Annotated in this window: 21 protein-coding genes; 16 read left to right on the forward strand and 5 right to left on the reverse strand. The window is 64.7% G+C overall.

Annotated features, from left to right (window positions below; genetic code table 11):
• Positions 1-18 precede the first annotated feature (18 nt).
• The 6 genes from PFLCHA0_RS00725 to PFLCHA0_RS00750 all read left to right on the forward strand — a co-directional run bounded on the left by PFLCHA0_RS00725 (position 19) and on the right by PFLCHA0_RS00750 (position 8,220).
• Positions 19-1,563, forward strand: coding sequence for an MFS transporter (locus PFLCHA0_RS00725; RefSeq protein ID WP_015633679.1), 1,545 nt, complete (start codon positions 19-21; stop codon positions 1,561-1,563).
• Between the two features lie 14 nt (positions 1,564-1,577).
• Positions 1,578-2,648 (forward strand): HlyD family secretion protein, encoded by a 1,071-nt coding sequence (locus tag PFLCHA0_RS00730; protein ID WP_015633680.1) that lies wholly within the window; start codon positions 1,578-1,580, stop codon positions 2,646-2,648.
• Positions 2,645-4,126 (forward strand): efflux transporter outer membrane subunit, encoded by a 1,482-nt coding sequence (locus PFLCHA0_RS00735; RefSeq protein ID WP_015633681.1) that lies wholly within the window; start codon positions 2,645-2,647, stop codon positions 4,124-4,126. The genes PFLCHA0_RS00730 and PFLCHA0_RS00735 overlap by 4 nt, the downstream gene beginning before the upstream one ends.
• Before the next feature lie 70 nt (positions 4,127-4,196).
• Positions 4,197-4,706, forward strand: a complete 510-nt coding sequence (locus PFLCHA0_RS00740; protein ID WP_011058526.1) for a sigma-70 family RNA polymerase sigma factor — start codon at positions 4,197-4,199, stop codon at positions 4,704-4,706.
• Entirely contained in the window at positions 4,703-5,656 is a 954-nt protein-coding gene (locus PFLCHA0_RS00745) for a FecR domain-containing protein (protein ID WP_015633683.1), read from the forward strand. Before PFLCHA0_RS00740 ends, PFLCHA0_RS00745 begins: the two co-directional genes overlap by 4 nt.
• 98 nt (positions 5,657-5,754) lie before the next feature.
• Entirely contained in the window at positions 5,755-8,220 is a 2,466-nt protein-coding gene (locus PFLCHA0_RS00750) for a TonB-dependent siderophore receptor (RefSeq protein WP_015633684.1), read from the forward strand.
• Positions 8,221-8,237: 17 nt separating this feature from the next.
• Here the strand turns inward: PFLCHA0_RS00750 and PFLCHA0_RS00755 are convergent, their stop codons facing one another.
• The 3 genes from PFLCHA0_RS00755 to PFLCHA0_RS00765 form a co-directional block, all read right to left on the reverse strand.
• Positions 8,238-8,927 carry an NYN domain-containing protein gene (locus tag PFLCHA0_RS00755; protein WP_015633685.1) on the reverse strand — a complete coding sequence of 230 codons (690 nt, stop codon included), beginning with the start codon at positions 8,925-8,927 and terminating at the stop codon, positions 8,238-8,240.
• Between the two features lie 262 nt (positions 8,928-9,189).
• On the reverse strand, positions 9,190-9,948 hold the full coding sequence (locus PFLCHA0_RS00760; RefSeq protein WP_015633686.1) for a DUF3142 domain-containing protein: 759 nt from the start codon (positions 9,946-9,948) through the stop codon (positions 9,190-9,192).
• On the reverse strand, positions 9,918-12,110 hold the full coding sequence (locus PFLCHA0_RS00765) for a hypothetical protein (protein ID WP_015633687.1): 2,193 nt from the start codon (positions 12,108-12,110) through the stop codon (positions 9,918-9,920). The genes PFLCHA0_RS00760 and PFLCHA0_RS00765 overlap by 31 nt, the downstream gene beginning before the upstream one ends.
• A 331-nt stretch (positions 12,111-12,441) precedes the next feature.
• On the opposite strand from PFLCHA0_RS00765, the gene PFLCHA0_RS00770 reads away from it, so the two are divergent.
• The 3 genes from PFLCHA0_RS00770 (at position 12,442) to PFLCHA0_RS00780 (ending at position 14,883) form a co-directional block, all read left to right on the forward strand.
• Positions 12,442-14,052: a glycosyltransferase family 39 protein gene (locus tag PFLCHA0_RS00770; protein WP_015633688.1), complete on the forward strand. Its 1,611-nt coding sequence runs from the start codon at positions 12,442-12,444 to the stop codon at positions 14,050-14,052.
• Positions 14,053-14,161: 109 nt separating this feature from the next.
• Entirely contained in the window at positions 14,162-14,623 is a 462-nt protein-coding gene (locus PFLCHA0_RS00775) for an aminoacyl-tRNA deacylase (protein ID WP_011058532.1), read from the forward strand.
• A gap of 14 nt (positions 14,624-14,637) precedes the next feature.
• Positions 14,638-14,883, forward strand: a complete 246-nt coding sequence (locus PFLCHA0_RS00780) for a DUF2789 domain-containing protein (RefSeq protein WP_011058533.1) — start codon at positions 14,638-14,640, stop codon at positions 14,881-14,883.
• Here the strand turns inward: PFLCHA0_RS00780 and PFLCHA0_RS00785 are convergent.
• Positions 14,880-15,161 carry a type II toxin-antitoxin system RelE/ParE family toxin gene (locus PFLCHA0_RS00785; protein ID WP_015633689.1) on the reverse strand — a complete coding sequence of 94 codons (282 nt, stop codon included), beginning with the start codon at positions 15,159-15,161 and terminating at the stop codon, positions 14,880-14,882. The genes PFLCHA0_RS00780 and PFLCHA0_RS00785 overlap by 4 nt on opposite strands.
• Positions 15,158-15,436 carry a hypothetical protein gene (locus PFLCHA0_RS00790; protein WP_015633690.1) on the reverse strand — a complete coding sequence of 93 codons (279 nt, stop codon included), beginning with the start codon at positions 15,434-15,436 and terminating at the stop codon, positions 15,158-15,160. Before PFLCHA0_RS00790 ends, PFLCHA0_RS00785 begins: the two co-directional genes overlap by 4 nt.
• A gap of 197 nt (positions 15,437-15,633) precedes the next feature.
• Between PFLCHA0_RS00790 and PFLCHA0_RS00795 the strand changes: the two genes are divergently transcribed.
• The 7 genes from PFLCHA0_RS00795 (at position 15,634) to PFLCHA0_RS00825 (ending at position 23,139) form a co-directional block, all read left to right on the forward strand.
• Positions 15,634-16,062, forward strand: coding sequence for a MarR family winged helix-turn-helix transcriptional regulator (locus PFLCHA0_RS00795; RefSeq protein ID WP_011058536.1), 429 nt, complete (start codon positions 15,634-15,636; stop codon positions 16,060-16,062).
• A complete protein-coding gene (locus PFLCHA0_RS00800) occupies positions 16,059-18,146 on the forward strand; it encodes an FUSC family protein (protein ID WP_041751900.1) in 2,088 nt (695 codons plus the stop codon). The genes PFLCHA0_RS00795 and PFLCHA0_RS00800 overlap by 4 nt, the downstream gene beginning before the upstream one ends.
• Positions 18,143-18,352, forward strand: coding sequence for a DUF1656 domain-containing protein (locus tag PFLCHA0_RS00805; RefSeq protein WP_011058538.1), 210 nt, complete (start codon positions 18,143-18,145; stop codon positions 18,350-18,352). The genes PFLCHA0_RS00800 and PFLCHA0_RS00805 overlap by 4 nt, the downstream gene beginning before the upstream one ends.
• Positions 18,349-19,239, forward strand: a complete 891-nt coding sequence (locus PFLCHA0_RS00810; protein WP_015633692.1) for an efflux RND transporter periplasmic adaptor subunit — start codon at positions 18,349-18,351, stop codon at positions 19,237-19,239. The genes PFLCHA0_RS00805 and PFLCHA0_RS00810 overlap by 4 nt, the downstream gene beginning before the upstream one ends.
• Entirely contained in the window at positions 19,236-20,684 is a 1,449-nt protein-coding gene (locus PFLCHA0_RS00815; protein WP_011058540.1) for an efflux transporter outer membrane subunit, read from the forward strand. The genes PFLCHA0_RS00810 and PFLCHA0_RS00815 overlap by 4 nt, the downstream gene beginning before the upstream one ends.
• A 93-nt stretch (positions 20,685-20,777) precedes the next feature.
• On the forward strand, positions 20,778-21,413 hold the full coding sequence (locus PFLCHA0_RS00820; RefSeq protein ID WP_015633693.1) for a hypothetical protein: 636 nt from the start codon (positions 20,778-20,780) through the stop codon (positions 21,411-21,413).
• 223 nt (positions 21,414-21,636) lie between these two features.
• Entirely contained in the window at positions 21,637-23,139 is a 1,503-nt protein-coding gene (locus tag PFLCHA0_RS00825) for a YdgA family protein (RefSeq protein ID WP_015633694.1), read from the forward strand.
• The last annotated feature ends 269 nt before the right edge of the window (positions 23,140-23,408 follow it).

Raw genomic sequence — 23,408 nt, forward strand, 5'->3', positions numbered from 1 at the left:
GTCTGGAGCAGTATTTCCATGAGTTCCCTCGCTGTCGCTGCGCCTGCTTCGGTTGAAGCCGCCAGCAAGCCGGCAGCCATTGCACCGCCGGTGTTCGGGCCGCGGATCATCATCGGCCTGGTGGGCGTGCTGCTGGCGGTGCTGGTCTCGGGCCTCAACGAGATGGTGACCAAGATCGCCCTGGCGGACATTCGTGGTGCGCTGTTCATCGGCTACGACGAAGGCACCTGGCTGGTGGCCTGCTACACCGCCACCTCGGTGGCGGCCATGGCCTTCGCGCCCTGGTGTTCGGTGACCTTTTCCCTGCGGCGCTTCACCCTGTGTGCCATTGGCCTGTTCACCCTGCTGGGGGTGCTGTGCCCCTTCGCCCCGAACTACGAAAGCCTGTTGCTGTTGCGCACCCTGCAAGGCCTGGCCGGCGGCGCGCTGCCGCCGATGCTGATGACCGTGGCCCTGCGTTTCCTGCCGGCCAACGTCAAGCTCTACGGCCTGGCCGGCTATGCCCTGACCGCCACCTTCGGCCCCAGCCTGGGCACGCCCCTGGCGGCACTCTGGACCGAGTACGTGGGCTGGCAATGGGCGTTCTGGCAGGTGGTGCTGCCTTGCCTGCTGGCGATGGCGGCGGTGGCCTACGGCCTGCCCCAGGACCCGCTGCGCCTGGAGCGTTTCAAGCAGTTCAACTGGCGCGGCCTGCTGCTGGGCTTTCCGGCGATCTGCATGCTGGTGATCGGTATCCTGCAGGGCAACCGCCTGGACTGGTTCGAGTCGCCGCTGATCTGTGTGCTGCTGGCCGGCGGCCTGGTGCTGCTGGTGCTGTTCATGATCAACGAGTGGTCGCAGCCGATTCCCTTCTTCAAGCTGCAGATGCTCGGCATCCGCAACCTGTCCTTCGCCCTGCTGACCCTGGCCGGGGTGCTGGTGGTACTGACGGCGGTGATCATCATCCCGTCCGCCTATCTGGCTCAGGTCCAGGGCTACCGGCCGTTGCAGACCGCGCCGGTGATGCTGGTGATGGCCCTGCCGCAACTGCTTGCGCTGCCCCTGGTGGCAGCACTGTGCAACCTGCGCTGGGTCGATTGCCGCTGGGTGCTGGGGATCGGCCTGGGCATGCTGGTGCTGTCCTGTCTGGGCGGTACGCACCTGACATCGGCCTGGATCCGTGACGACTTCTACGTGCTGCAACTGCTGCAGATCTTCGGCCAGCCCATGGCAGTGCTGCCATTGCTGATGCTTTCCACCGGCAGTATCACCCCGATGGAAGGGCCTTTTGCCTCGGCGTGGTTCAACACCGTGAAAGGCCTGGCGGCGGTGATCGCCACCGGTGTGCTGGATGTGCTGACCACCCGCCGCCTGCATTTTCATTCGACCATTCTGGTGGACAGCCTGGGCAACTCGCCTCTGGTGGACGACGGCGTCGCCGGCCTGGCCCGGCGCCTGCACCAGCAGGCCGTGGTGCTGACCTCCGCCGACCTCTACTACTGCATGGCAGGGCTGGCCGCTGTGCTGATCCTGCTGATTTTCTGGCTGCCGACGCGGATCTACCCACCGCGGGCGCCGACTTGAACGAGACCTTTGTCATGACGACCCAGAACAAACACAAAATCGCCATTGCGGTAGCGGCAGTGGCGGCCCTTGGCGTGTTGGCCTACCTGGCGCTGCCGGGGCTGTTCGGCCGCGCCGGCGAGCAGACCACCAACGACGCCTTCATCGCCGCCGACTACACCCTGGTGGCCCCGCGCGTGGCGGGGTTCATCAAGGAAGTGCTGGTGGAGGACAACCAGCAGGTCAAGGCCGGGCAACTGCTGGCGCTGATCGACGACCGTGACCTGCGGGCCGCGGCCCAGGCGGCGGATGCCGAGACCCTGGTGGCCAAGGCGCAGTTGCAGAACGCCCGGGCGACCCTGGACCGGCAGAGTTCGGTGATCGCCCAGGCCCAGGCTGCCTTGAGCGCGGCCCAGGCCGAGCGAGCCTTTGCCGAGCATGAACTGAACCGCTACAACCACCTGGCCGGGGTCGGCGCCGGCACGGTGCAGAACGCCCAGCAGGCCCGGACCCGCATCGACCAGGCCAGCGCCCGGCTGGCCACCGCCACCGCAGCCCTGGCGGCGGAGCGCAAGCAGGTGGAGATCATCACCGCTCAGCGTGACGCCGCGGAAGGTGGCTTGAAACGTGCCCAGGCGGCCCTGGAAATGGCCAGCTACGAGTTGTCCTACACGCGCATCGTGGCGCCGGTGGACGGCATGGTCGGCGAGCGCGCGGTGCGGGTCGGTGCCTATGTCACCCCGGGCAGCAAGATCCTTGCCGTGGTGCCGCTGCAGCAGGCCTATGTACTGGCCAACTTCCAGGAAACCCAGCTGACGGCCATGCATGCCGGGCAGGTGGTGGAGGTGCGGGTCGACAGCCTGGGCGGCGAGACCCTGCATGGTCGGGTGGAAAGCCTGGCCCCGGCCACCGGTGTGACCTTCGCCGCGGTGAAGCCGGATAACGCCACCGGCAACTTCACCAAGGTGGTGCAGCGCATTCCGGTGAAGATCCTTCTGGAACCCAACCAGCCGTTGGCCGAGCGGTTGCGGGTGGGCATGTCGGTGGAAGCCAGCGTGGACACCCACAGCTCTGCCACCAGCGCCCGCGAGGTGACCCAGCGATGAGCCGCGAACGCAGCCGTCACAGACGCTCCCACGGGCTCCGCACTCTGCTGGCGCTGAGCCTGCTGTCCCTGGCCGCGTGCAATGTCGGCCCGGATTTCCAGAGGCCCCAGGCGACCCAGGTCCAGGCCTGGTCCGCCCCGGCCCAGGCCGCTGCCAGCCAGGCGGTGGACAGTGCCATGCAGGAGCGCTGGTGGGAGGTGTTCAACGACCCGCAACTGTCGGCCCTGAGCCGTCGCGTCCTGAGCGATAACCTCGACCTGCAACTGGCCACCAGCCGTTTGCAGCAGAGCCGGGCGGCGCGCCAGGTCATTACTGCCGAACGCTATCCGAGCACCTCGGCCAATGGCGGCTACGGGCGCAAGCGCAACAGTGCCGAGGGCCTGAACGACCCTTCGGGGAACAACGGAAAATCGGCCTTCAATCTCTGGGAAGCGGGCTTCTCCGCCTCCTGGGAGCTGGATTTCTGGGGCCGGGTGCGGCGCGAAACCGAGGCCGCCGATGCGACCCTGGAAGTGGCGGAGAACGACCGGCGCGGGGTGCTGCTGTCGGTGCTGGCGGAAACCGCCCAGGACTACATCCAACTGCGCGGCGTGCAGAGCACCCGGGCGGTCACCGAGCAGAACCTCGAGGTCGCCCGGCACAGCCTGAAACTCTCGCAACTGCGCCTGGCCGACGGCGTGGCCACCGACCTGGACGTGGCCGAAGCCGCCGCCCAGGTCGCCACCATCGAGGCGCAACTGCCGGAGCTGCAACAGCGCCAGGCGCAGCTGATCAATGCCCTGAGCCTGCTGCTGGGGGAGCCACCCCAGGCCTTGCACCAGGAACTGGCCAGCGATGCGCCAGTGCCGCAACCGCCATCCCAGGTGGCTATCGGCCTGCCTTCGCAACTGGCCGAGCGGCGTCCGGATATCCGCCAGGCCGAGGCGCGCCTGCATGCAGCCACGGCCAGCATCGGTGTGGCCAAGGGCGATTTCTATCCGCGCATTACCCTGTCCGGCAACTTCGGCTCCCAGGCCCTGCAACTGGCGGACTTCGGTTCCTGGAGTTCGCGGCAGTTCGGCATCGGCCCGCAGTTCAGCCTGCCGCTGTTCGATGGCGGCCGCCTGCGGGGCATGCTCCAGTTGCGCGAGGCCCAGCAGCAGGAAGCAGCCCTGGCCTACCAGCAGACGGTGCTGCGGGCCTGGCACGAAATCGACGACCAACTGACCCGCTACAACGCCAGCCAGTTGCGCCGCGACAGCCTGGCCGAAGCGGTGCGGCAGAACCAGATCGCCCTGCGCACGGCACAGCAGCAGTACATCGAAGGGGTGGTGGATTTTGTCAACGTGCTGACGGTGCAGGGGGCCTTGCTGGCAACCCAGGAGCAGTTGGTGGAAAGCTCGGCCGGAGTGTCCCTGGCCATGGTTGGCCTGTACAAGGCGCTGGGGGGTGGTTGGCAGTCGGTCTACCCATTGCAGGCTGCCAGCCAGCCAGGTTGAAAAGCGTTTTGCCTGGATTGAGAAAAAAGTGTAATGATAATTGCTCTCAATCATGTGCGCAGTTTCATTCATGCAAGCCACCACTGACGGCAACGCTCAACTCCATCGTCTGTATCAGGATCATCACGGCTGGTTGCAGGGCTGGTTGCGCAAGCGCCTGGGCGATCGCGAGCATGCCGCGGACGTGGCGCAGGACACCTTCCTGCGCCTCTTGCTCTCGGGGCGTTTTCCCGGGCAGCAGGAAAGCCGCAGCTACCTGGCGCAGATCGCCCGCAACCTGGTGGTCGACCAATGGCGGCGCGCGCGCATCGAGCGCGCCTACCTGGAAAGCATCGCCCACTTGCCGGAGCCGCAGACCCCCTCCCTGGAAAGCCGCGCGCTGATTCTCGAAACCCTGATGCAGATCGACGCCATGCTCGACCGCATGCCGGACAAGGTGCGCCAGGCCTTTGTCATGTCGCAGTTCGAGGGGCTGGGCTATGCGCAGATTGCCGAGCGCCTGGAGGTTTCCGTCAGCTCGGTGCAGAAGTATATGACCCGTGCGATCCAGGCCTGTTACCAGGTGCTCTACGCAGAATGAAACCTCATCAAGCACCCATTGCCCCCAGCGTTGTCGAGCAGGCCAGCGAGTGGCTGATGCTGCATTGGGGCGGCGAGTTGAGCGCGCAGCAGCGCAGCGCCTTCGACGCCTGGCAGCAGGCCGATCCCGAGCACCAGCGAGCCTGGCAACGCTTGCAGCAACTGCAGCAGACCCTGCAAGGCGTGCCGGAACACAGCACTCATGTGCTGTTGGCCAAGGCGCCGGACCAGCAGCGCCGCGCCGCACTGAAGCTGCTCGGCTTGCTGCTGGTGGCCGGTGGCAGCGGCTACCTGGTGCAGGACAGCCAGCCCTGGCGAGCGGCCTTCGCCGCGCAGCGCAGCGCCACCGGGGAAATACGCCACCTGACCCTGAGCGACGGCAGCCGCCTGGACCTCAACAGCGCCAGCGCCGTCGACCTGCTGTTCAGCGCCAGCGAACGGCGCATCCGCCTGATCCAGGGCGAGATCCTGCTGACCAGCGGGCATGACCCGTCGCGGCCGCTGATCGTGGAAACCCCCGCCGGCGATATCCAGGCCCTGGGCACACGTTTCGCCGTGCGCGAGTTGGACGGCGGCACCCGGGTCGATCTTTACGAAGGGGCCCTGCGGATCAGCCCCCGTCACACCCAGGCCCTGCAACTGAATGCCGGCGAACGCCTGTGGTTCGACGCCGGCCGGGTGTCGGCCCGGCAAGTGGCCCAGGTCAATGCCAGCAGTTGGAGCGAGGGCCGGTTGATTGCCGAACGCCAGCCCCTGGGGCAGTTCGTCGCTGAGCTGTCACGGTATCGGCCAGGGGTGCTGCGCTGCGATGAGCAGGTGGCGGGCTTGCTGCTGACCGGGGTCTTTCCCCTGGCCGACAGCGATGCGGTGCTCGCCGCCCTGGAGCGCTCGCTACCGGTACGGGCCCATGCGGTGACCCGCTACTGGGTAACCCTCAAGCCGCGAGGCTGAATGCAAAAATATTTTGTCAGGCGGTTGTCGGTTCCGGCGCGCCGTTCGGGATACCCCATGAAAGCCGATCAAGACGCATTCTCATGGGGAGTTCAGGAATGCCTTACCAGACCGCTGCATCCATTTTGACCCTGGGCGCTACCGCGCGCCGCCGAGCCTTTGTTGCGCTGCTGGCGGTGGCACCCGTGCTGCCAGGCATTGTCCAGGCCGAGCCGGGCAGCCAGAGCCAGGCCCGCGACTACCAGATCGCCCCCGGCAACCTCGACCAGGTGCTGAACCGCTTTGCCAGTGCGGCGGGCATTCTCCTGTCGGTGGATGCGAGCATGACGGCCGGCAAGCACAGCCAGGGCCTGCAAGGCCGCTACGAAGTGGCGCAAGGGCTGCACCAGCTCCTCGCGGGGACCGGCCTGCAAGCCACCCAGAGTGGCGCCAGCTGGGGGCTGCAGCCGGTGGCCCAGGGCGCTGCGCTGGAGCTGGGGCCAACCCGCATCGGCGCCACCCAAGTGGATGAAAATGCCTGGGGCGCGGTGCCGGGGATCGTGGCCAAGCGCAGCGCCACCGGCAGCAAGACCGACTCGGCGCTGGTGGAGATTCCGCAGACCATCAACGTGATCGGCGCCAAGGAAATCAGCGCCCGTGGTGCCCAGAGCGTGACCGAGGCGCTGCTCTATACCCCGGGCATGACCGGCGGCGGCTTTTCCGACCGGGTGAAGATTTTCGACGAACCCACCTCCCGTGGTTTTTCACCGACTCCGCTGTACCTCGACGGCCTGCACTTGCCCTATGGCGGTGGCAGTACCGGTGGTGCCCTGCAGATCGAGCCCTATTCCCTGGAGCGCATCGAAGTGCTCAAGGGCCCGGCCTCGGTGCTCTACGGGCAGAACCAGCCGGGCGGGATCGTCAACATGGTCAGCAAGCGGCCCACCGAGACCCCCGTGCATCAGCTGAAAGTGGAAGCCGGCAGCTACGACCACAAGAGCATCGCCCTGGACCTGGGCGGCCCGCTGGATGAGCAGGGGCAGTTCCTCTATCGCCTGACCGGCCTGGCCAGCGACAGCCAGGACGCCATCGATTACGTGCAGCGCCAGCGTCAGTTCATTGCCCCGAGCCTGACCTGGCGGCCGGATGACGACACCCAACTGACGGTGTTTGCCCAGTTCCAGAAGGACAACGACGTGCCCGAGGCCCAGGGCCTGCCCAGCGTGGGCACGGTGTTCGCCAACCCCAACGGCAAGATCGACCGCGACCTGTTTCTCGGCGAGCCCGGGGTCAATGCCTACGACCGTGACCAGTTCGTCGTGGGCTACGAGTTCTCCCATCGCCTGAACGATGTCTGGACCCTGAAGCAGAATGCCCGCTATGCCGACGTCGACGACCGTTACCGTGCGCCGCTGCACGGCTACAAGTTCGTCACCAACCCCAAGACCGGGCTCGACGACCAGCGCTACATGACCCGCTACGGGGTCGACTGGAAGCAGCACAACAAGGTCTTCGGCGTGGATAACATCGCCCAGGCCGAATTCGACACCGGGCCGTTCAACCACACGGTGCTGGTGGGACTGGATTACTACCACTTCAATTCGAAATACCACGGCAAGTACGACTACAACCCGCCGATTCTCGACATGTTCACCCCCACCTACGGCCAGTCGCTGAATTTCGGCAACGCTTACCAGTGGGACAACACCATCATCCAGACCGGCCTCTACGTGCAGGACCAGATCAAGTACGAGAAGTGGGTGCTGGTGCTGGGCGGTCGCAACGATTGGGCGGAAACCGACAACAAGGCGCCGCTGGGTGGGGCCCATACCAACGTCAAGAACCAGTCCTTCACCGGGCGCGGGGGGCTGGTGTACCTGTTCGACAACGGGCTGGCGCCCTTTGTCAGCTACTCGGAGTCCTTCCTGCCGTTGAGCGGCACCAGCTTCCAGCGCAGCGCGTTCGAGCCTTCCACCGGCAAGCAGTACGAAGTGGGGGTGAAATTCCAGCCTCCGGGCCAGGAGAGCTTCGTCCAGGTATCGGCCTATCAGCTGGACCAGGAGAACATTCTGACCACCGACCTGGCCAACCCCGGGTTCAGTATCCAGAGCGGCGCGGTGCGCTCCCGGGGTATCGAGCTTGAAGCCAAGGCCAGCCTCAACGAATCGCTGGACGTGATTGCCTCGGCATCGCGCAACGACATCAAGTACACCAAGGACAACGATGGCCGCGAGGGTCGCCACCCGGCGGGCATGCCACCCCTGACTGCTGCGTTGTGGCTCAACTACACCATCCTGGGCGACACCCCCCTGGCAGGCCTGGGAGCGGGCGTCGGCGCCCGCTACGTCAAGGGCAGCTACGGCACCGACTACGACGGCGCCTTCCAGATCCCTTCCTACACCGTGTACGACGCCGGCCTGACCTACGACCTTGAAAAGTCGCCGTTGCAGCTCAAGGGCGTGAAGCTGGCGCTGAACGTGAAGAACCTCACCGACAAGACCTACGTCGCCAAATGCACCAGCATCTGGGACTGCTACTACGGCGAAGGCCGGACCATGGTCTCGAGCCTGACTTATGACTGGTAAGGCCGCAGCAGCTGGGCTCACCAGTAGTCCGGCTTGATCGCGGGCGCCTTGCGGGTCGCCACTCGTTCGGGGAACTGGTGCTTGCACAGTTCCTCTGCGCTGACGACCCGGCGCATCCAGTGGGCCTGGGCTTTCAGTGAGCCGGGTTGCGGGCGCTGATACTGCGGGCGGTGAGGCAGGATCACGCCAAGGGTCAAGTCCGGGAAGTCTTCGCGAATGGCCCGCAGCGCTGGTGCCATATCGGTGTCTCCCGAGACCAGCACCAGTTGCTCGATGCGTTCATCTGGAGGATGCAGGGCTTGCCTGGCTGCGAGGCGGTACATGCTGATCGCCAGATGGACGTCGGTTTCCTTTTCCTCAAGTTTCCAGATGTCCACCGTGTCCTGGCGTGAAGCCCCTACGGCTTTATTGATGAAGCGTGGGGCTTTGGCCGGTTCAAGCTGATGGCGCCCCAGGTGCACATTGACCTGGGACGCCTTCAAGGCGCGCAGGTAGGTGTCTTGTGCTTCCTTGGAGGCCCGGCCACGGGTGGCCAGCCGGGGTTTGACTGAAGAAGTGAAGTAGTCCACCGAGGCCAGTCGGCTGGCGGGGTTTTCGATCTGCACGATATGGGTCAGCAACCCAGGCAGGTCGAGCCACTTGAATGGGGTGTCGGCCAGCAACCCGTAGAACAGGTTGTAGCCATCGACAAAGAAGGCCGTGCGCACTATTCCATTCCCTGGAAACGAAAAAACCGGCCTGGGCCGGTTTTTTCACCCCAACGGCCAGCGAACTGAATCTCTGCGTACGGGGTTGAGTTGTGAGGTCGAGCCTAGTGCCTGTATTCGTCGAGGTCAATCCTTGTCCGACGAGAGAGGCATCACAAATGGCTGCTTGGCATATCAACTCCGCAGGAACCGTTTTGCCCCAGCAGGCTTCGAGGATCAAGGGCATCGATGGGTATTACTGTGAGCACTTATTGCACCGGATTCAGGGCTCAGGCTGAGGATTCTGCAAGAACACCACGTAGCCCTTGAACCAGGGGCTGTCGCGCAGGGCCTGGGGTTCCTGCCATTCACCGCCCTGAATCAGGCCGACCTTGTAGGGCAGGCCCATGCGGTCCAGGCGCGGCAGGTAGCTGGCGTAGTTGGGGATGCTGCGGCGGCCCTGGTAGGTCTGCACCACCACTTCGTCCACCACGCCCTTGAGCTGGCCGATGGCTTGCGGGTCGGCGTTGCTGCCCCAGTCCATCAACCCGGTGATGCTCAGGCGGTAGTGCGCCGGCAGGCGTTGGCGCAGGTCGCGCAGGAAGTGGCCATAGCGCTCCAGGTCGTGGGTGCTGCTGTCGAAATCGATCTGGATGCCCACCACCTGGGTGCCCGTGGCCTGCCAACGCCGGACCTGGCCCAGCAACTGGTCATACAGCGGTTCGGGCCAGGCCAGGGTGTGGGCGCGGTAGACCACCCACACCTGCTCCTGGCGCAGACGCGACACTGGCAGGCCCTGGGCGATGAGCTGGACGCCGCTGGCCGGATGGCGCCGCGAACGGCTGATCTGGCCCTGGAGGAGGTACAGGGTCCTGGCCTGGCCCAGCACCGGCTGGGTCTTGACCCCGCTCCATAGCCAGAAGGCGTCGTAGTCGGCGGCGTCCACTGCCGCGCTGGCCGGCGTTGCCCAGCACAGCCACAGCGGCAGCAGGCCATAGCCCAGGCGCTTGCCTACCAGTAGTAACGCAGCGACTGGGCCCACTGGGTATCCCCCAACTTGGTCTTCAACTGGCGGAACCAGGCCTTGCGCACGGCGGGTTCGACGCCGGCACCGCCACAGTTGTTATGGCCCGAGGAGGCGTAGCAGTTGATGGCTCGGTACAACGCGTAGGCGCGATCGTCACGGCTGGCCTTGGGGTTGTTGATCACCACCTGATAGCCGTCGAGCCGCGAGAACGGCTTGCCCGGGAACGTGTCCTGGGTACCGCCCAGGTACTCGGCCAGTGGCGGGGTGTCCAGGGGCATGCGGTCGAAGCCGCTGAAACGCATGAACTCGCCGAGGCAGAGCAGCCCGGCCGGAGCTTTCGGGTCACGCTGCAGGAGGGCGGCCGTCTCCAACAGGCTTGGGCAGCGGTAGTCGGGTTTTTCTTCTTCGGGCTGTGGGCCATTCCAGTGGAAGTCCTGCAACGGCGGGGTATCGAGGTAGATGTAGCCCAGGCTGGCGGCAAGGCTAGCGTCGGGCAGGGTGGGCGGCAGTTGCTCGAAGTCTTTGCCGAAGGCCGCGTACTGGCCGCGGGTCAGGTCCTTGTACAGCAGGATAAAACGCGCGGCGTTGCGTTCCGCTGGCGACTCGGCCTTCTGAGCTTGCTGGCGCAGCAGTTGGGGAGAGGCCACCTGGCGCAGGAGAATGGCGCGCACCTGGGCGGTCTTGATCGGCGAGTCGTCGGCGAACACCTTGGCCAGTTGCCCGCTGCGCTCGTAGCTGTAGGCCAGGGCCAGTTCCAACTGTTCACGTTGCAGCGGTTGCTTGGCCAGGGGCAGCAATTGCAGCCACAGCGCCTCGGCGCCTTTCCAGTCCTGCTGGGCCTGCATTGCCAGGCCACGCAGGGTCTGCTGGCTGAAGCTCAGGTAGTCCAGTTGCGCGGGCAGTTGGCTGGGCAATTGTTTGAGCGCCGCCGCCGGTTGTTTTTCGACATACAGGCTGAAAGCGGCCTGGAGATAGTCGAACAGCGCCGGCTGGCTGGCGAACTGGGCCTTCTGCTGTTGCAGGGCATCCCGGGTCAGGGGCGCCGATGGGGCGTCGCGCATGCGCATCAGGTCCTTGACCGCCAGCAGCAGTGGAGCCTTGAAGTGGTCTTCGGGCAGGCTCAGCAGTTTGTAGTCGACTTCTTCCACCAGGTCGTCCAGAGGCATGTTGCGTGGGGTGCCGGGAGCTTGGGTCAGTTGCCAGGCGTAGTCCTCGGCCAGGGCCTGGGTGTCGCCCGTCAGCCAGTGCACACGGCGGATCAGACCCTTGGCGGAAACGGCGTAGCGGCCCTGTGGATAAGTCTTCAGGTAGGCCTCGAAACCGGCGCCGGCCTGTTGCAGGACGGCTTTGTCCACATGCTCCAGATTGACCATGCTCCATTCATCGAAGGCGTTCTGCTGGGCCAGGTTGAGCAGGGTGCGCGGGCTCATGTAGGCCGCGGTTTCGGCCAGCCAGGGCTGAGGATTGTCCTTGAGCGCGGCAAAACCGTTGCCGGCTTCGTTGAAGCGGCCGCTGTAGAAGTCGGCGGCGGCCTGCAGGTAGCTGGCGAACGCCTTGGCTGCCGCCGAGTTCAGGTTGGCCGGCAGCAGCTTGCTCATTTCGCTGGCGTTCCAGTCGCAGCTGGCCAGCAATTGCACCCGGGCCTCGGCCAGGGCCTGGCGTTCTTCCGGGCTCAGTGGCGCCTGGTCGAGCTGCTCCACAAAAGCCAGGGCACTGGCGTCCGAGTTGCTGCGGCAGCGGCTGCCTTCTCCGGAGAGAAAGCCGTTCCCGGCGGCTTCCTTGCTATCGCGACGCAGGCCTACGGCCTGCAGCAGGCTGTCGAGCTGCTCGGTGGCGGGCGAGGGGCCGGGCTTGGGTGGGTTGCCAGTGTCGGGATCGAGTTCGGGCTGCGCCGGGTGCAGGCGATAGTGCATGAAGGGCACAGGGCCGTAGCCCATGCCCAGCTCATCCTGGGTCAGGGCCCGGGGTGCCAGGGGCAGGCTGCCCTGGTCGGCCAGCAGCAGCCGCAGGTTGACCCGGCTGTCGTTGCCCGGGCTGAGAAAGGGCAGGTTGCTGCAACCGTCCAGGCGATTTGAGTAGAGCGACCAGGTCGGCGAGCAGATGTCATCCGAGCTGGCCTGCGCCTGGCCGGCGCACAGGGCGGTGAGGGTCAATGCCGAGAGCAGAAGCTTGCGCATGAATTGTCCTTAATTCAGAAAAGCCATGAGGGCAGGTTCCGAGTGTGGCGAAAATCATACAGAAGGCGCCGGCTGGCACCTACGTCGCTGGTTAGAAAATCCGCCGTTCTGTGACGCGCCTTTGCTGTCCTCCGGTCTATGTTCATCCATTGCCGGTGATGGCCGGGCCTGACCCCGTACCGCCGTCCCCGAGGGCTATCGGCAAGAGTCGCACATGGCATTCGAGGAGCGGCTTTTTACCCTTGCGTCTGTGCTTTGCGGTTTTCCAGGCAAAGGACGATGCTATCGGGGTTTGAGCGACCAGATCAGGCGAGTTTATGGGGAGCAAGGAATGGATTTTCGCAGAGCGCCGGAGTTGATCGGGCGTTTGCAAGAGCAGGCCGTCGTGCCTCGGGAGCAAGGTGTGCAGCGGCTGATGCGCTTGGCGCTGGAGTATTGGTTGCTGCCGGTGTTGCTGTTGGCTGCGGCCGTTCGCTTTTATGACCTGACCGCCGCGGCCATCTGGGGCGACGAAGGTTCCAGCCTTGTGCTCAGCCAGTATTCGCTGAGCGAAATCTGGTTTCATGCGGCCCGCGACGTCCATCCGCCGCTGTATTTCATGCTCTTGCGTGGTTGGATTGAACTGTTCGGCGACGGGATTTTTTCCATTCGCACCTTCAGCGCGCTGCCAGGGATAGTCACCGTAGGGCTCGGCATGTGGCTGGTGGCGCTGCTGGCGACCCGTCGCGCGGCGATTCTCGCCGGTGTGCTGCTGGCCCTGCTGCCCACGGCCGTGCGCTACAGCCAGGAAGTGCGCATGTATGCGCTGCTCGGCCTGTTGCTGCTGGGGGCGACCCTGGCCCTGGTGTACTGGCTGCGCCAGCCCTCGCGTCGGGGCCATCTGGTGAGCTACGCGCTGCTGATGACCCTGGCTTTCTACACCCATTACTTCACGGTGTTCTGCGTGCTGGCGCACTGGCTGTACCTGGCCGTTTCGGGCGTGCGCGCCGAGGGTGGCGGGCGCCTGGTCACCCGCCCGGCCTGGTGGCTGGCGAATGCGGCGATCGTGCTGCTGTTCCTGCCCTGGGTTCCGGAGTTGCTGGACCTGCTGCGGCACATGGACGAGTTGAAGGCCAATGGCGATGTCGGCTGGGAGCCGGTGGTCACCTGGTCTTCGCTGCCGGCGATGGTCTGGCAATTGCTGATCCAGGACGAAGGCGACAACCTGCCAGGTGCGCTGTTCGTGGGCATGCCGCTGCTGTTGCTGGCGTTCTGTAGCGTCCTGGCCTGGCGTGATGGTGCACCTGCCAGGTTCGGCGGGCTGCTGGCGAGTTTCACCCTGCTGCCGTTGTTGTTGGTGTTTGCGGTGTCGTTCGCTTCGCCAGTGTTTATCGAACGCTACCTGACCGCTTATGCCTTGGGCTTGCCGATGATCATGGCGGTGCTCATCGATCGCTGGCTTAAGAGTGCCCGGCTGGTGGCGCTGGCGTTGCTGCTGGGGTTCGTGGGGCTGGAAGCGGTGGGGCTGAAAAACAACATCGATGTCGACGCCAACGACCAGATCAGCGTGATGGTCGACTACGTCAACCGGCACTACGTCGCGGGCGACCGCATCGTTATCAGCGACATGCTCTGGTACTTGAGCTACGTCTACTACAACCGCACCGATGCCCAGCCGATGCTCTATACGCCGCCGCTGCCGGGAGGCACCTCCAGCAGGCCGAACGCCTACGGCTTCGGCACCCTGATCGACCACCCGGATCAGGTCTACCTGGATCAGTTGAGCGCCTTGTCAGTGGGCAGCGGGCGCTATTGGCTGGTGGGGTCGGACGATCAGTCCGAGGAATTCGCGCCATTGCCCCAGGGGTGGCACAAAGTCGGTCAGTTCGCCGCGGGTGGTACTCGGGCCCGCTTGTTTGTCCTCTGTGGCTCGGTAGCCGGCGCTTCCTGTGCCGGGCAATGAACGCGCAGGGTGCCGTTCGGAAGTTCGAGGCCTTGTGTCTTGCAGCGCGACCTAGACTTGCATCAGGAGTCACAGTCCTGTCCCCGCTTGCGGGGCACCGAGGTGCATCATGCGTATGGCAAGAACCGTGCAGCGCAGCCTGGAACAAGCCGCTTGCGAGTTTGATCTGGTGAGCCATCCCCATTCCGCCAGCAGCCTGGAAACGGCGCGGGTGGCGGGGGTACCGGCGGAGCGAGTGGCCAAGTCGGTGATCCTCGACGATCACCACGGCCATTACCTGATGGCGGTGTTGCCGGCCAGTCGGCACCTGGACCTCGGCAAGGTGCGCGGCAGCGGCGAATGGCAGGTCACCCGGGAAAGCACCCTGGCCCACCTGTTCAACGACTGCGAGCGCGGCGCGGTGCCGGCCCTGGGCGAGTCCTATGGGCTGGACGTGGTGATCGACCCGCTGCTGACCCGGCAGAAAGACATCTACCTGGAAGCCGGCAACCACCACAACCTGGTGCACATGAGCATGGCCCAGTACCTGAAGCTGGTGCCCCACGCCGAGGTTTGCGAAGTCTCGCACTGATCAGGAGCCCGACCATGGAAGCACCGACCCACAGCCTGCCGGCGTTGTTCAAGCAGTTGGGGCTGGCCGACGACCCGGTGAGCATCGAGCGTTTCATCGCCACCCATTCGCCGCTCAAACCGGAGCTGCACCTGGCGGACGCATTTTTCTGGAGCGAGAGCCAGGCCGACTTTCTGCGCACGGAAGTGCTCGATGATGCGGATTGGGCCGAGGTGGTGGATCAGTTGGATGTGTTGTTGAGGAAGGGGCGCGGGGGCTAGGTCGGTGGCGGCCATTGGCGAGCGGTGTGGACCAGGGCCAGGATCCAGACGTGGCCTTGGCTTATCTGATAGACCAGGCGATAGCTCGGGTGGGGAATCAGCTCGCGGGTTCCTGCCACCAGTCCCGTGGAGCCTATCTGCGGGTTGAGGACCAGATGGTCGACGCATTCGCTGAAGCGCCTGTCCATGTCGACCGCAGCCCTCGGGTTGAGCACATGCAGGTAATCCCAGATATCCATGCGGTCCTGAACGGCTTCGGGAACCCATACAACCTTCATTCCAGCCTCGATGCCCGAGCGCGTCTGGCAGCGAACTCTGCTTCTACCTCTTCATGGTTGTGCCCGCGTTGAGCGTCTACGGAGGCTCGAGCCAGCAGGACTTTCTGTTGCAGGAAGGCCTCGTACTCACGGGATTCGTGCTGTTTTTGCACGAACTCGCGCATCAACTCGCGCACGATCTGTGAGGCTGGGCGATGTGCGGCCAGTGCCTCCGCCATAAACTGATCCCGCAGTTCAGTTTCCAGTTTCATCGTAAAGATGGCGTGTTTGGGCATGAGCGTTCTCCTCAAAAAGTACTGAAAAAGTATATACCTTTTCAGTACTTCTTCTGTTTTGCAGGCGCTGGATCCAAGGCTTGGCCGAGGTATTTGTTACAAAACTTGACTGGATTTATCCGTCAATGACATATTGATAGTTAGCAAACTAACAGTGTGCGAACAATCTTGTGTCCAACTCCCTTGAATCACTCCACATGAATATCAGCAGTGGCATGGTGGTCGCGTCCCGGCATTGGCGGCGGATCTGCCAGACCACGCTGGTCAACTTCGGCATTTCCGAAGCCTGCGCGGTGCCGCTGTTGATGATCGGGCGCCTGGGCGAGGGCGTGCGCCAGGTCACGGTGGCCCAGGCCGCAGGGATGGAAAGCCCGTCCCTGGTGCGCCTGCTGGATCAACTGTGCAGCGCCGGCTACGTGTGCCGCAGTGAAGACCCCCACGACCGCCGGGCCAAATGCCTGAGCCTGACCGACACTGGTCGCGAGCTGGTGCAGGCGGTGGAAAGCGAGTTGGTGCGCCTGCGTCATGAAGTGCTGGAAGGCATTGGCAGCGCCGACCTGGAAGCGGCGTTGCGGGTGATCCGCGCGTTCGAGTCCGCCAGTCATGTACCGGTGCTGCCATCTTGAAAGGCTTCTTTACCGGCATGCCTCCCGCGCGGGACTGGTTCTATGGCGTACGTACCTTCGCCGCGTCGATGATCGCCCTGTACATCGCCATGCTGATGCAGATGCCCCGTCCGTATTGGGCGATGGCCACGGTGTACATCGTCTCCAGCCCCTACGTGGGCCCCACCAGTTCCAAGGCCCTGTACCGGGCGATCGGCACCTTTCTCGGGGCGGCGGCCGCGGTGCTGTTCGTGCCGATGTTCGTGCAGAGCCCCTACCTGCTGGTGGTGATCATCGCCCTGTGGACCGGGATCCTGCTGTTTCTGTCCATGCACCTGCGCACTGCCAACAACTACGCCCTGATGCTGGCCGGCTACACCTTGCCGCTGATCGCCCTGCCGGTGGTGGACAACCCCCTGGGGGTCTGGGACGTCGCCGAGGCGCGGACCGAGGAAATCTTCCTCGGCATCGTTTGCGCCGCGGTGATCGGCAGCATGTTCTGGCCCCGGCGGCTGGCCCCGGTGTTCGTCGATTCCGCCGCCAAGTGGTTCGCCGATGCCGCGCTCTACAGCCAGCGCTTCCTGGCCCGCAACGTCCAGCCCGAGGAAGTCAGTGCCCTGCGCGCGTCCATGGTGGGCACCTTCAACACCCTGGAACTGATGATCGGCCAGTTGCCCCACGAGGGCGCCCGGCCGCAGACCGTGCGCAACACCAAGGAGCTGCGCGGGCGGATGATCAACCTGCTGCCGGTGGTGGATGCCCTGGACGATGCCCTGTATGCCCTGGAACGGCGTACCCCGGAGCTGGTGGCGCAGTTCGCCCCTTTGCTGGCCAAGGCCGATGAATGGCTGCAAGGCACCGCCCGGGATGCTTCGGTGGAACGCTGGCAGGCCCTGCGCGATGAACTCGAAGCCTTGCAGCCAAGCCCCGAAGCCCTGGATGACCGGCGCCAGCTGCTGATGTCCAACGCTCTGTATCGCCTCGGCGAGTGGATCGACCTGTGGCAGGACTGCCGCAGCCTGCAGCACGCCATCCAGAGTGAAAGCCAGGCGCCCTGGCGCGCGGTCTACCGGCATTGGCGGCTGGGCCGGCTGACGCCGTTTCTCGATCGTGGGCTGATGCTGTACTCGGCGGGCTCGACGGTCCTGGCGATCATCGTCGCCTCGGTGCTGTGGATTCTCCTGGGCTGGACCGACGGCGGCAGCGCCGTGATCCTGGCGGCGGTGGCCTGCAGTTTCTTTGCTTCCATGGACGACCCGGCGCCGCAGATCTACCGGTTCTTTTTCTGGACCGCGATGTCGGTGCTGTTCGCCAGCCTCTACCTGTTCCTGATCCTGCCCAACCTGCACGACTTCCCGATGCTGGTGCTGGCCTTTGCCGTGCCGTTCATTTGCGTCGGCACCCTGACGGTGCAGCCGCGGTTCTACCTCGGCATGCTGCTGACCATCGTCAACACCTCGTCCTTCATCAGCATCCAGGGCGCCTACGACGCGGACTTCCTGAGTTTTGCCAACTCCAACCTGGCCGGCCCCATGGGCCTGCTGTTCGCCTTTGTCTGGACCCTGATCGCCCGGCCGTTCGGCTCCGAACTGGCGGCCAAGCGCCTGACCCGCTTCAGCTGGCGCGACATCGTCAGCCTCAGCGAACCGGCGACCCTGGCCGAACACCGGCACATGGGTGCACAGATGCTCGACCGCCTGATGCAGCACCTGCCGCGCCTGGCCATGACCGGGCAGGACACCGGCATAGCCCTGCGGGAGTTGCGGGTGGCGCTCAATATGCTGGACCTGCTGGCCTACGCACCGCGGGTGCAGGGCGTGGCCCAGAGCCTGCTGCGCCAGGTGGTGGCCGAGGTGGGCGAGTACTTCAAGGCCTGCCTCAAGGCCGGCGAACGCCTGCCGGCCCCCAGCGGGCTGCTGATGACCCTCGACCGTACCCGCCGCGCCCTTGGCAGCCAGGGCCTGCAAGGCGACCACGAAACCCGCCTGCACCTGCTGCACGCCCTCAGCGGCCTGCGCCTGGCGCTGTTGCCGGGGGTGGAATTCGTCGCCACCGGCGAGCTTGAAGAACCCCTTCCCCATGGCATCGATGGAGCGCCCCTATGATCGGTGATCTGGATATCAGCGGGGTGTTCCTGCCCACGCTGCTGGTGCTGATGGGCATCACTTATGGCTTGTACCTGCTGGTGCACGGGGTGCTGACGCGCTTGCACTTTTATCGTCTGGTCTGGCACCGGGCGCTGTTCAACGTGGGTCTCTACGCTCTGCTACTGGGCGCCGTGGACTCTCTCAGTCGATACCTGATGACATGAAAAAACCTTTATTGACCATTGGCCGTGTGGTCCTGACGTTACTGGTGGTGACCTTCGCGGTCGTGGTGGTCTGGCGCATGGTGATGTACTACATGTTCGCGCCCTGGACCCGGGACGGGCATATCCGCGCCGATATCGTGCAGATCGCTCCGGACGTGTCCGGGCTGATCCAGCAGGTGGAAGTGCGTGACAACCAACTGGTGCAGCGCGGCCAGGTGCTGTTCAGCATCGACCAGGACCGCTTCAAGCTGGCCCTGCGCCAGGCCAAGGCGGCCCTGGCCGACCGCCAGGAAACCCTGGCCCAGGCCCAGCGCGAGGCCAAGCGCAACCGTGGCCTGGGCAACCTGGTGCCGCGCGAGCAACTGGAAGAAAGCCAGTCCCGCGAGGCCCGTGCCCAATCGGCCCTGGCCGAGGCCCAGGTGGCGGTGGACAGCGCCCAGCTCAACCTCGACCGCTCGGTGGTACGCAGCCCGGTGGACGGCTACGTCAACGACCGTGCACCGCGCACCCAGGAATTCGTCACCGCCGGGCGCCCGGTGCTATCGGTGGTGGACAGCAACTCCTTTCATATCGATGGCTATTTCGAAGAGACCAAGCTCGATGGCATCCATGTCGGCCAGGCCGTGGATATCCGTGTGATCGGCGACCGTGCGCGGCTGCGCGGGCATGTGGAAAGCATCGTCGCCGGGATCGAGGACCGTGATCGCAGCAGCGGCTCCAACCTGTTGCCCAACGTCAACCCGGCCTTCAGCTGGGTGCGCCTGGCGCAACGGATTCCGGTGCGCATCGCCTTCGACGATGTGCCGGCGGACTTTCGCATGATCGCCGGGCGCACCGCCACGGTGTCGATCCTCGACGACCAGGCCAAGCAGGAGCCCGGCCAATGAACAACGGCGCGCGTTTGGCCCTGGCCGGGCTCGGCCTGCTGCTCTCGGCCTGCCAGATGGTCGGGCCGGATTACCAGGTGCCCGGGGATGCTGCGGTGCAGCGCAAGGATTTGCAGGGCCAGTTGAGCGCCAAGGGCGCCAACGTGGTGTCGGCGCCGGTGCCTGCCGACTGGTGGCGGCTGTACCAGGACCCGCGTCTGGACCAGCTGGTGCAGCAGGCCCTGGCTTCCAACACCGACCTGCGGGTGGCGGCGGCCAACCTGGCTCGGGCCCGCGCCCAGGTGGATGAAGCCCAGGCCGCCGGTGGCTGGAGCGGTGGGGTCAAGGCCGGGGTCGAGCGCCTGCAGGAATCCGGCGAAGCCTTCCTGCTGCCGGAAAAGGTGCCAGTGGCCAACGTCGGCAACCTGTCCATCAGCACCTCCTACCAGTTCGACCTGTTCGGCACCTTGCAGCGCGGCATCGAGGCGGCCCAGGCCAATGCCGACGCGACCCAGGCTGCGGCGGATACCGCGCGCATCACCCTGGTGGCGGACGTGGTGCGGGCCTACACCCAGGTTTGCGCGGCCAACGAAGAACGGGAAATCGCCGAGCACTCCCTGAGCCTGCAAGCCCAGAGCACCGAGCTGACCCAGCGCCTGCGCGATGCGGGGCGCGGCGACGAAACCCAGGTCACCCGTTCTCAGACCCAATTCAAATCCCTGCGTGCCGAACTGCCGCGCTATGAGGCGGCGCGCCAATCGGGGCTGTTCCGCCTGTCGATGCTGCTGGCCAAGCCGCTGGATCAATTGCCCGCCGGCACTGACAGTTGCGCCCAGTTGCCGCATATCACCCAGCTGTTGCCGGTGGGCGATGGCGCGGCGCTGCTCAAGCGCCGCCCCGACGTACGGCAGGCCGAGCGCCAGCTGGCCGCCGCCACCGCGCGCATCGGCGTGGCCACCGGGGCCCTGTATCCGGATATCAGCATCGGCGCGACGGTCGGCACCGTGGGCATCCTCGACAACCTCGGCAAGCCTTCCACCAATCGCTGGGGCTTCGGCCCGCTGATCAGCTGGACGGTGCCGGCCAATGGCGCCCGCGAGCGCATTCATGAAGCCGAGGCCGCCAGCCAGGGCGCCCTGGCGCATTTCGATGGGGTGGTGCTCAACGCCATCCGCGAAACCCAGACCGGCCTGGCCCAGTACAGCGCGCAGCTGCAGCGCCGCGATGCCCTGGCGGATGCCGAGCAGTCGGCGCAACTGGCGGCGGACCAGACCCACCGCTTCTTCCAGGCCGGGCGCGCGTCCTTCCTCGCCGACCTGCAGGCTACCCGCACCTACACCGATATGCGCGCGCAACTGGCGGCGGCCAACACCCAGGTAGCCATGAGCCAGATCGATCTGTTCCTGGCCCTGGGCGGCGGTTGGGAAAGCGGACGAACGCAAGGCCCGGAACACGCGAAACCCTGAGGCGGTTGCTATGCTTTGATCAGTTGGAAAAGTGCCTTGTGCAACGTGCCTTCCAACCGATCAAAGCATGTGATGGTCATGGGGATTCCAATAATGAAAAACCCTTATGCTCCGGGCTTCTGGTGCGCGCTCTGCGCCCTGGTGCTGCTGTCTGCCACCTACTTCTACGGCATCATGCTGGCCCATCAGATCGACAAGGCCCTGGTGTTCCTCGACAGCGCCAGCGCGTTGATCGCGGTGATGGCCATCGGTGTGGTGGCCTGGGCCTCCTTTCAGGGCCAGAAAATCAAGAAGAAACAGCTCGAACAGAGCAAGACCCTGGTGGTCATCTGGGACACCAAGGTGGCCTTGCGCCGGGTCGAAACCGTATTCGACCGCTACTTCTGGGGCAGTTACTGGCAACCGGGGCGGACCTTCGCCGAAGTCATGGGCGAACTCACCGGCACCCCGCTGGAAAAGAGCCTGGAGGCCCTGAAGAAGCAGTGCATGCTGCTGGACAAGCAAGCCGAGGACGGTCACCACTGGCTGAGCAATGCCCGGGAGCTGTCGGATGTCGCCACCGCCATGGCGCGGGAGCGCTACCAGCTGGATTTCTGCGACCCACGGGGCGAATCCCGGGGCAACAGCGCGGTGATCGACCGCGATTTCGAGGTCCTGGTGTACACCTGGAGCGCCCGGCTCAAGAGCTTCGATCATCAGCTCGATGCCTTGGAAATCGAATACTCCTAAAAGCCCCTTCCCCTGGCCCTGTAACAGCGGCGGCTGCCGGTTTGCGGCAGCCGCTGCCGGGGCCATCTCCCCGCGCTCCACGGTTTTTCACATTCAAAGATTGGGCTCGCCCTAGCCGCCAGTGGTAATCTGCGCCGGTTTTACGCGGAGTCGAGCCGCAACCCGTCATGGGTTCAGGGAAGACGACCACACCTTCAAACAACGGATATTGATCGGGTCAGACATGAATAAATCAGCAGGCGTACTGTTAGGAATCGTCGTCGCAGTAGGTGCCATCAGTGCCGGCGGCGCCTGGTACACCGGCACCAAGCTGGAAGGGGTCCTGCAGCAGCAGGTGATTGAAAGCAACAAGGAGCTGCAAGCGGCGCTGATCGGCTATGACGCCACCGCCACTCTGGAGCTGGTGTCCCTGGAGCGTGGCGTGTTCAGCAGCAATGCCCGCTACCGCCTCAAGACCCAGGGCGAGGTGTTCAACGGTGGGCTGGAACTGATGATCGCCGACCATATCGAACACGGCCCGCTGCCTTTCTCGCGCTTGATCCGCCTCAAGTGGCTGCCAGTCATGGCGTCCAGTCATTACGAGTTGGAGAACAACGGGCAGACCGACAAGTGGTTTGCCGCCACCAAGGGTGCTGCACCGTTCAAGGGCGTGGTCAATGTCGGCTATGACCTGTCCGCGGAGGGCACCGTAGATTTCGCTCCGATGGAACTTGCCCTGGATGAGCTGAACAACCTCAAGTTCTCCGGCCTGAATGCCACTTTCAGCGTCGGCGACAATCGCCGCAAGGCCAAGGTCGATGGCTATATGGACAGCCTGAGCCTGTTCCTCAGTTCGCCGGACAAGGCCCCGCTCAAACTGGAAATCAACGGCCTGACCCTGGCCAGCAACCTGCAGAAGAGCAGCTTCGACTACTTCCTGGGCCAGAACACCCTGGAGCTCAGCGGTTTGAAGGCCACCTTCGGTGACAAGCAGTCGGTGCTGACCCTGAAGCACTTCGAGCAGAAGACCTTCAGCGAAGAAACCGGCAGCACAGTGGCGGGCCGTGCGGATTACCGAGTGGGCGAAATCGCCTTCGACGGCAAGACCGTGGGTTCGGCCGAGATGCTCTGGAGCATGAAGAGCCTCGACAGCCAGGGCATGCTCGATCTGGTCCAGGTCTACCAGAACGTGCTGCAGCCGTATCAGAAGGCCGCCACCGAGGCCTCTGCCGAGGGTGAACCGGCTCCGGAACTGCAAATGTCCGACGCCGAGCAGGTCAAGGTACGGGCTGCCGTGAACAAGGTCCTGGAAGCCAAGCCGCAGATCGCCCTGGAAAGCCTGGCATTCAAGACCGCCGGTGGTGAAAGCCGTTTCAGCCTGAGCCTGGATCTGGCCAAGCCGCAGAGCCTGGAGCTGCCGCCGGCTGAGCTGGGCAAGCAACTGGTCAGCCAGCTGGATGCCAAGCTGTCGCTGTCCAAGCCGATGGTGGCAGACATCGCCGCCCTGCAGGCCCAGGCCGAAGGCCAGACCGATGCCAAGCTGATCGCCGAGCAAAGCGCGGCCACTGCAGAAATGCTCAGTGCCATGGCCCTGTCCACCCAACTGGCCAAGCTGGAAGGCAATGACGTGGTGTCGGCCCTGCACTATGCCAATAACGAAGTGAACTTCAACGGCCAGAAAATGACCGTTGAGCAGTTCATCGGTTTGGTCATGAGCAAGCTGGGGGGCGTAGGCGCCCAGCAGTAAAGGTGCACGGGCCGCTTTGCGCGGCCCTTCTTGTGCAACCCCTGACGCCCGGCCTGTGCAGCCCACAGGTCGGGCGTTGTGCTGTCTGGAGCAAGGCGGTGAGGGCGGCTGCAGGCCCCGCAGAATCTGATTCTGAATAAATATGGCGCTGCAAATTCTGAACTAACCTTCGTGGAAGAATTCTCCCAGACGCTCTGTCGATCTTCTGATCGTCCGGGCTGGGGCGTAAGGGCGGGGCGCATAACTCCGGCTAGCCACGTAAGGATGCT

The sequence above is a fragment of the Pseudomonas protegens CHA0 genome (assembly GCF_000397205.1).
Classification (GTDB): domain Bacteria; phylum Pseudomonadota; class Gammaproteobacteria; order Pseudomonadales; family Pseudomonadaceae; genus Aquipseudomonas; species Aquipseudomonas protegens.